The organism is Planktothricoides sp. SR001 (assembly GCF_001276715.1).
GTDB classification, from domain to species: Bacteria; Cyanobacteriota; Cyanobacteriia; order Cyanobacteriales; family Laspinemataceae; genus Planktothricoides; species Planktothricoides raciborskii.
In genome coordinates this window covers 1-8,735 of sequence record NZ_LIUQ01000079.1, presented here as the reverse complement: position 1 = coordinate 8,735, position 8,735 = coordinate 1, and the positions used below count along the sequence as shown (strand labels likewise).

The following is an 8,735-nucleotide window of genomic DNA, read 5'->3' as shown; positions in this document are numbered from 1 at the left end:
TCCTTGCGAAGCATAATCCGTCAGGCCTTATGGCCAGAAAGCCCCTACGACTTTTCACTTCTCCCCCCCCCTACACCCCACACCCTCTCTTTCCCCTAAACCCCACACCCCACACCCCACACCCTAATAACACATTTATATTTTTCGCATAACTAAAATCCGCTCCAATTTGGTGCTATGGGTGCCCCTGCGCGATCGCCTCTCGTCAGGAATTTGGTCATCATAAATGGTTTCTACCACAAATGCCCCGGTCTTTTCCACCGCTAACTCCGCTAAAATTTCTGCGGTCTTAGTGGTTTTGCCGTTCTTCTGCACGTCACCGAGTACCAACACGCAATGATGTCCCGGTTTGAGTACCCGGGCCATTTCTTGCAAACAAGCGGACATTTGGGGTAAATAAACTTTACTTTTTGCGGTTAAAGTAGCGTCTAATTCCTTCCAGTTTTCACAACCCAAAAACCAGAGACGCAAACGATTATCCCGTGCATAGTCTAAAGCCCCAAAATAAGGGGGACTAGAAATAATCGCATCCACACTTTGATTAGGAATGGGTAAATTCATGGCGTTGTTTTGCCAAACTTGATATTGGCGATTTTCCCAGTTTTCTGGTATTTGGGGGTGACGATATGCCCGTTTTATTTTGGCCAAGAGGCGCGATCGCACATCCCGATATTCATACATTTCGGGAAACTGTTCTGGGGGATATTTTCTCCGCCGCAAATAGGGGACTAAATGAGAAGCAGGATAAGAGAGAAATCCGGGGCGCATATGCTGTAATATTCCCAACAAGCAAGCAATTAAAAAATTTTTTTTATCGGCATGAAATAGGCGAAAAGCACTGATAATTTCTGGTAAAGTTTGTGGATGAAAAAAATCCTGCACCCATTGGGGAACCTCCCGAATATCAACTAAAAATCTTTCTGGTTCTATCCGATCTAATAATGAATTAGCCGTAGCCAAGGCCATATTTTCTTCTCGCGGTGTTTCTAATTTTCCTCGCGTTAAAATATAAGCATAAGGACTCAAATCATTTGCCCAGGCAATCCGTCCTGATAAAATACATTCTAGGGGAACCACTCCCGAACCCGCAAACGGATCTAAGATAATTTCTCCCGGTTGAGAATAGAGTTGAATTAACACTTTAGCCATGCCAGATTTTAGTTTTCCCACATAAGGAGAAAGCTGATGCAAGCTACTTTCTCGACCATTAAATGACCCCTGCCATAACTGGGCATTTAATTCCCAGTTAGGATCTTGAGAATATTGAGGTAAATTTTCTGCCATTTTATCAGTTTCTGGTGATAATTAGTTAAATATTCTTGACACACTTAAACATTTTTGCTATTTTTTAATGTATGATATTTATTATAAAATAAAAAGCGCTTTCGGTGGAAACACGGAAACCAACCTACTACAGTAATGTAAATCATAGATCAAAATATATGAAATTTATTGATTTATTCGCGGGAATTGGCGGTTTTAGGATGGGCTTTGAGAAAGCTGGGTACAATTGCGTATTTTCCTGCGAAATTAATCAAAGATGTCGAGAAGTATATAGTAATAATTACCAAGAGATTCCCTGGGGAGATATTCGGGAGATTAACCCCCAGTCGTTACCAGATTTTGATGTACTTTTGGCGGGTTTTCCTTGTCAACCATTTAGTATTTGCGGCAAGAAACAAGGTTTTGAGGATACGCGAGGCACATTATTTTTTGAAATTTGTAAAATTATTGCTGCCAAGCAACCGAAAGTTGTGGTTTTGGAAAATGTCAAGCATTTAATTCATCACGATCGCGGTCAAACTTTAAGCATAATTATCCAAAGTTTGCAAAATTTAAACTATCATGTCAACTATCAACTATTAAATGCCAAAGATTTTGGCTTGCCCCAAAATCGAGAAAGAATCATTATCATGGCCGTCAAAAATCGTCCGTTTAATTTTGCTAAGTTTAGGGAAACGTCACCTCAAGCCCTGCGAAATTTTTTGGATCAAAAGGGAGATTTTGACTTTTTATCTCCTGATGAATATACTTTAATTAAAGAACCGAAAAAACAAGCTTCTGGATTAATATTTGTCGGTTATCGGAATAAAGGAAAGTGGAAAACTGGAGTCCGACCAAATACCGAACATTTATCCAGAGTCCACCGTCAACCAAACCGGATTTATTCTATTGATGGGGTTCACCCCACCTTGCCCTCTCAGGAAACTTCTGGTAGATTTTTTATTTATATTCCTGAAACCAATCGGGTCAGAAAAATGACCATTCGGGAATGTTATCGGATTATGGGTTTCCCGGAAACTTTTAAAATTGATGCTAATTTAGGGGAAAGTTATAAGCAAATTGGCAATTCCGTTTGTGTGCCAATGGTAGAAGCGATCGCGCAAAAAATTATCCAGCAAAATCTATTATCTGAACCCCCCGAAACCTGTAGGGGCGAAGCATTTCGGCAGATAAATTATCGGTAATCACCAGAGATTTATTACCGAAATGCTTCGCCCTAATCTGGCATATAAATTGTCGCTAATCACCAGAGATTTATTACCGAAATGCTTCGCCCTAATCTGGCAGATAAATTATCGGTAATCACCAGAGATTTATTACCGAAATGCTTCGCCCTAATCTGGCAGATAAATCGTGGGTAATTACCAGAGATTTATTACCGAAATGCTTCGCCCTAATCTGGCAGATAAATTATCGGTAATCACCCAAAATTTATTATTTGAAACCCCCGAAACCTGTAGGGGCGAAGCATTTTGGCAGATAAATTATCGGTAATCACCAGAGATTTATTACCGAAATGCTTCGCCCTAATCTGGCAGATAAATTATCGGTAATCACCAGAGATTTATTACCGAAATGCTTCGCCCTAATCTGGCAGATAAATTATCGGTAATCACCAGAGATTTATTACCGAAATGCTTCGCCGCCCTGCATTTCGGTAGATAAATTGTCGGTAATAGGCAAAGGTTTACTGCCGATTAGGGCGAAGCATTTCGGCAGATAAATTGTCGGTAATCACCAGAGATTTACTGCCGATTAGGGCGAAGCATTTCGGCAGATAAATTGTCGGTAATAGTCAGAGATTTACTGGTAGATTAGGGCGAAGCATTTCGGCAGATAAATTGTCGGTAATCACCAGAGATTTACTGCCGAAATGCTTCGCCCCTACAAATATTACGAATATTACTGTTCTCCTAATAATTTCCCTAACGCCAATTTCATCTCATCGATCGCCGTGGTAGCAGTACCAAATTGACGCACCACAATACTGGCGGCTAAATTGCCTAACACTGCCGCTTCCCAATAAGATGCCCCCACTGCTAAAGCAATAGTTAAAGCCGCAGCCACCGTATCCCCGGCCCCAGTCACATCAAATACATCCGTGCGATTAAATGGAGGAATATGTTCACTCTTACCCGTGCGATCGAACAAACTCATCCCCTCATCCCCACGAGTAATCAGCATTTGTTTCGCTTGAGTCAGGGAAAGCAAATCATTCCCTGCTTGCTGAAGTAATTGGGGATTGTTAATTTTATAGCCCACCGCTAACTCCGCTTCTGGGAGGTTGGGGGTAAAAATTGTTGCCCCCGCATACCGTGGTAACTGCTTTTGGGTATCGACAATAACGCGGGAATGCTGCAACGCGGCGGCAATTACCGGGGGAGTGAATACCCCATCCCCGTAATCAGAACAAACCACCGCATCAACGGTAGATATATGGGCGCGAATATATTCCGCTAACTGTTCCCGTAACTCTGGGTCGGGTAATTCGTCGGACTTGCGATCGACTCGGACAACTTGTTGCGTCACCGACTGTCGCGCATGACCAGAAATCCGGGTTTTCGTCACCGTGGGCCGGTTGGGATCTAGCAATATCCCGGTGGTGTCCACCCCTGCGCGATCGAAAATCCCCCGCAAGGCTATTCCTTGGTCATCTTTGCCCACTAAACCCACCACTTTTACCTGGGCGCCCAAGGTGGCCAAGTTATATACCGCATTCGCACCGCCTCCGGGAACTTGGCGCGTATTTTCGTGGCGCAAAATTAAGACCGGGGCTTCACGAGAAATCCGTTCTACTTGCCCGGTGAGAAATTCATCCAGGGTTAAGTCCCCGACCACCAGGACTTTGGCTTGAGAAAAGCGATCCAATAACTCGATTAGGCGATCGCGCTGTTGAGAGAGTCGTTCCGCAAATACTACATCTAGAGTCATATTGATAAATTTTCGTTAACTGTTGACAAACCTACAGATTTTTGAGATTTTTGCCGATGCATATAACCCAGATGCATATAACCATGTAGGGGGGAAGCATTCCGGCAGATATTTGCTGATTAAAAGCTTAAATTTATCACCGGAATGTTTCGCCCAAATACATATCAACGGTCAACGGACGAATATTTGTGAATATTTACTTAAGTTTTTGTTTAATCAGGGTGACAACTTGAGTTAGCTGTTTCTTCAAAGTATTAATTTCTGCCTGCATAGTAGCAAGTTGCTTTTTCAGGGCTTGAATGTCGTCACCACCACCAGCAGCAGCGGCAGCATGGGCAGGAGCGGCAGTGGCAGGAACGCCGTCAGACCATTTGGTAGACTTGACCATTGCGCTTTTAATCGCGGCAATCAGTTTTTTCTGTTCAAAAGGTTTTTCAATAAACTCAAAATGCTCAAAAGGTTCCGGCAGCTTCTCGGTCACTTCTTCTTTGCGCCCGGACATAAGAACCAGAGGAATCATTTTCTCTTTCGCCTTGGCGAATTTTTCTAATTGCTGAAACACTTCCCAGCCGCTGACTTTTGGTAGAAGAAAATCCAACATAATTAAATCTGGGTTTTCTGCCCGGATTAATTTAAGTCCGGCTTCTCCGTCTAGGGCTTGGAGAACCTCAAAATTACCGGGTGGTAACATATCTTTGACCATGCGTTGAATGACTTTACTGTCATCAATCACCAGAATTTTACGACTTGCCACGATAGACTCCTGTGGTAATTTATACAAAAGTATAATGGTAAATAAAGTGATTTTTTATCGGATTTTATTTCCTGGGAAATACTAGATTTATAAAATTTAACTTTGAACTATTGAAACATAAAAACCAAGGATTGATATGCCATGCCATGCAAATGTGATTAACCGAGGTCAATTTTTGATCAATTACATAAATTAATTATTGCTTGGATATTTTATAACTAATTTTGACTGATGTAATTAAATACATAATTCATAAATAAATATATTGAATAAATATATTGAATATTTATCCGATCAATTTATCTGAGCAATCAATATAAAATAAATTTTAGACCATAATAACATATATTCTGTATATTTATATATATATAAATTTATCCGGGATGTATTTTTAGGTATTTTTTATTATGGTCGTATTTTTTGCATTTTTACCCATTAATGGCATCAAAGATTAATGGTCAATGGTGCTTTATTTTTGGTTTAAATTGCATTAATACGATCATAATTATCGCCAGAAAAATGCTCGCTTGATTTCATGCCTATAATAAACTAATGAACCAATGAACCAATGAACCGTTATTATCTATTTGAGTTTTTGCTTAATCAAGGTCACGACTTGAGTTAACTGTTTCTTCAAGGTATTAATCTCATTTTGCATAGCCACAATCTGCTTTTTCAAAGCTTGAATTTCGGCATCACTGGCTCCAGCACCTGCTGGTGGTTGGCTAGGGGCAACTCCACCGGGCGGTTGCCAATTTTTAGCTTTCGCCATTGCGGTTTTAATCGCGTTAATGAGTTGTTTCTGCTGAAAAGGCTTTTCAATAAATTCAAAGTATTCAAACGGTTCCGGAATTTTTTCGGTGACTTCTGGTTTACGCCCTGACATGAGGACTAAAGGGATCATTTTCCCTTGAGCATTGGAGAATTTTTCTAGTTGCTGAAAGACTTCCCAGCCGCTGACTTTTGGTAACAAAAAGTCTAACATGATCAGATTAGGTTGTGAGCTTTTGATCTGTTTAAGTCCTTCTTCTCCATCTAAGGCTTGAATCACGTCAAAGTTTCCAGGGGGTAACATATCTTTGACCATGCGCTGAATTACTTTGCTGTCATCGATAACCAGAATTTTGTGACTTGCCACGACTAATGAACTCCTCGGGTAATTCTTAATAAATAAACTGAATAAGCTGAATAAGCTGAATCAAAAGATGAGTGAATGAAAAGCAGGCTGGATTTTTTGATGTTTGCTACGGCTTTCGGTAAAAACAAAGTCGGTGGTTTTACGCAAAGGCTACCCACAACGACAGAGATCAACGACAGAGATATCGATCACCGCATTGGATCCTCCTATTTTAACATCTGATTAACCGAGAGCCACATTGCTGTAAGGGCAAACCTGCTGGTATGTTACCATATTCAATTTTAAACTTTTGAATTAAATGGTTAAGAACATCATGCGATCAAGATTTATGCTGAATGGAGAAATGGCAGGCGATCGCATCTAGGCGTTACATTAACAAGTGGTAAGGGGAACGGCGGTTCGGCCTTTCGGCTGCGCTCAGGACAGGCTTCGCTCACCGAGCAGGGGTGCGGGGGTGCGGGGGTGCAGGGGTGCGGGGGAGAATTTTTCTCCTGAAGCTCCTCATCCCCTCATCCCCTCTGCTCCTGAAGCTCCTCTGCTCCTGAAGCTCGTCTGCTCCTTTAACCGATCGCCAATACCTATTCTTTAATGATTTCTTACTTATGTCTATGCCAAGCAATGAAACTATTTTAAATCCTTTAGCAGCGCGTCGGGCGGAAATTCAGGCAATGCCGGAATGGTTGCGCCGTCCCATTGGCAAAGCTAGTGAAATTTCCACAGTTCAGCAAATTATTAAGCAACGCCAAATTCATACGATTTGTGAGGAGGGACGTTGCCCCAACCGAGGGGAATGCTATAGCCAAAAGACGGCAACTTTTTTGTTGATGGGGCCAACTTGTACCCGGTCTTGTGCTTTTTGTCAGGTGGATAAAGGTCATGCGCCGATGCCATTGGATCCAGAGGAACCCCGGAAGGTGGCGGAGTCTGTGCAACTTCTGGGTTTGCGTTATGTGGTGCTGACTTCCGTGGCTAGGGATGATTTGGCTGATGGGGGCGCCGGGTGGTTTGCGGCGACGATGGACGAAATTCGCTCCTTGAATCCAGAAACTCAAATTGAGGTGCTGACCCCGGATTTTTGGGGCGGTCAGTCGGAGGAGAAAACTACCGCTGAGTTGCAGCGCGATCGCATTGCCACCGTAGTCCGGGCAAAACCCGCTTGTTATAACCATAATCTAGAAACCGTGCGCCGCTTGACAGGCCCGGTTCGTCGTGGGGCGAAATACGATCGCTCTCTAGACGTATTAAGAATCGTCAAAGAATTAGATTCGACTATTCCCACTAAGTCTGGGCTGATGCTAGGAACCGGGGAAACGGAAGCGGAGGTGATAGAGACGATGCAAGATTTACGGGCGGTGAATTGCGATCGCCTCACTTTGGGTCAATATATGCGACCTTCCCTGGAACATTTGCCCGTGGAAAGATACTGGACGCCAGAGGAATTCGATCGCTTAGGGGCGATCGCCAGAGAAATGGGCTTTGCTCATGTGCGATCGGGGCCTTTAGTCCGCAGTTCCTATCATGCAGGGGAAGAAAGTTAGGGTTCAGAAACCGGGTAACTTCTACGAAACCCGGTTTCTGAAGTCATTGATCGGAAGGACAGACCACCCTAACTTGATGTTAAGTGTTCAAGGGTTCCGAGGATCCGTCAAACCTAGCTATCCGAAGTAGCAACACTAAAACTTAAGGATCGACGGTTTTCAACAACTCCACCGCATCCCGGCCATCCACATTATTGACATAAACTTTCACTTGCTCTTCCGCAGCGGTGGGCAAAGTTTTGCCGATAAAATCAGGATGAATCGGTAATTCGCGATGACCTCGGTCTACCAACACGGCCAAACGAATCACCCTTGGTCTGCCATAATCATTGACCGCATTCAAAGCAGCGCGAATAGTGCGGCCTTTGTAAATCACATCATCCACAATCACCACATTTTTGCCCGTCAGGTCAAAGGGAATTTCTGTTTTACCAGGGGTTCTCATGCCCAAATCTTGCAGGTCATCCCGATAAAAGGTGATATCCAAAGCACCGACTGGGACTTGGATATTTTCCAAAGCTTGAATATAGCTGGCTAATTCGTGAGCCAGGGGGACACCTCTGGTGCGAAGACCTAACAGCACCAAATGGGATAAATCCCCTGATTTTTCTATAATTTGCGAGGCGATGCGAGTCAGGGTACGGCGGATTTCTTCAGCAGAGAGAATCTCGATAACTTGAATAGACATGGAAAGTTAGATGCCAAAACATCATTCTATCACTTAGGTAAACCGTAATTATTGCACGATCGCAACCATAAATCAACAATTTTAATTCGGATCACCTTCAAGACCAAAAGTAACCATAATCTAAATCAGGGGATTTTAGCTTATGAAAAATTAAAAATCAGATGAAAAATTGTTTAAATAAATTCAAAAAAAACGTTTTTTAGGGCGATTTGTGAGGACTAATAAACCGGTTTTTTTTGCTTAAAACAGATAGAGGAGAGAGGAGAGAGTGAATTTTCATAATGCATCTCTTTCCTCTTTTCTCTTTCCTCTTTTCTTTCCTGGGCTTGTTGGATGTGTTTCCGGCCCGAATAAACCTGAATTATTCTTGATGACTATATGTTATCCATTTATTAACAAATT

The 8,735-nt window shown here is 42.5% G+C and carries 7 protein-coding genes; 2 read left to right on the top strand and 5 right to left on the bottom strand.

All coding sequences use genetic code 11. The features are described from left to right. Positions 1–135: 135 nt before the first annotated feature. Positions 136–1,284: a DNA methyltransferase gene (locus AM228_RS26705; RefSeq protein ID WP_054469956.1), complete on the bottom strand. Its 1,149-nt coding sequence runs from the start codon at positions 1,282–1,284 to the stop codon at positions 136–138. A gap of 158 nt (positions 1,285–1,442) precedes the next feature. Here AM228_RS26705 and AM228_RS26700 point away from each other — a divergent pair, with 158 nt between their 5' ends. Then, positions 1,443–2,468 (top strand): DNA cytosine methyltransferase, encoded by a 1,026-nt coding sequence (locus AM228_RS26700; RefSeq protein ID WP_054469955.1) that lies wholly within the window; start codon positions 1,443–1,445, stop codon positions 2,466–2,468. Between the two features lie 718 nt (positions 2,469–3,186). Here the strand turns inward: AM228_RS26700 and rfaE1 are convergent. The 3 genes from rfaE1 to AM228_RS26685 form a co-directional block, all read right to left on the bottom strand. Next, positions 3,187–4,215: a D-glycero-beta-D-manno-heptose-7-phosphate kinase gene (rfaE1, locus tag AM228_RS26695; RefSeq protein WP_054469954.1), complete on the bottom strand. Its 1,029-nt coding sequence runs from the start codon at positions 4,213–4,215 to the stop codon at positions 3,187–3,189. Positions 4,216–4,411: 196 nt separating this feature from the next. Beyond that, positions 4,412–4,969 carry a response regulator transcription factor gene (locus tag AM228_RS26690; RefSeq protein ID WP_054469953.1) on the bottom strand — a complete coding sequence of 186 codons (558 nt, stop codon included), beginning with the start codon at positions 4,967–4,969 and terminating at the stop codon, positions 4,412–4,414. A gap of 583 nt (positions 4,970–5,552) precedes the next feature. Beyond that, positions 5,553–6,107, bottom strand: coding sequence for a response regulator (locus AM228_RS26685; RefSeq protein ID WP_054469952.1), 555 nt, complete (start codon positions 6,105–6,107; stop codon positions 5,553–5,555). Positions 6,108–6,715: 608 nt separating this feature from the next. Here AM228_RS26685 and lipA point away from each other — a divergent pair. Next, on the top strand, positions 6,716–7,645 hold the full coding sequence (lipA, locus tag AM228_RS26680) for a lipoyl synthase (RefSeq protein ID WP_313890593.1): 930 nt from the start codon (positions 6,716–6,718) through the stop codon (positions 7,643–7,645). 142 nt (positions 7,646–7,787) lie between these two features. Here lipA and pyrR read toward each other — a convergent pair whose 3' ends face one another. Further along, complete coding sequence (gene pyrR / locus AM228_RS26675; protein ID WP_054469950.1) at positions 7,788–8,333, bottom strand: bifunctional pyr operon transcriptional regulator/uracil phosphoribosyltransferase PyrR; 546 nt, start codon at positions 8,331–8,333, stop codon at positions 7,788–7,790. Between the last annotated feature and the right edge of the window lie 402 nt (positions 8,334–8,735).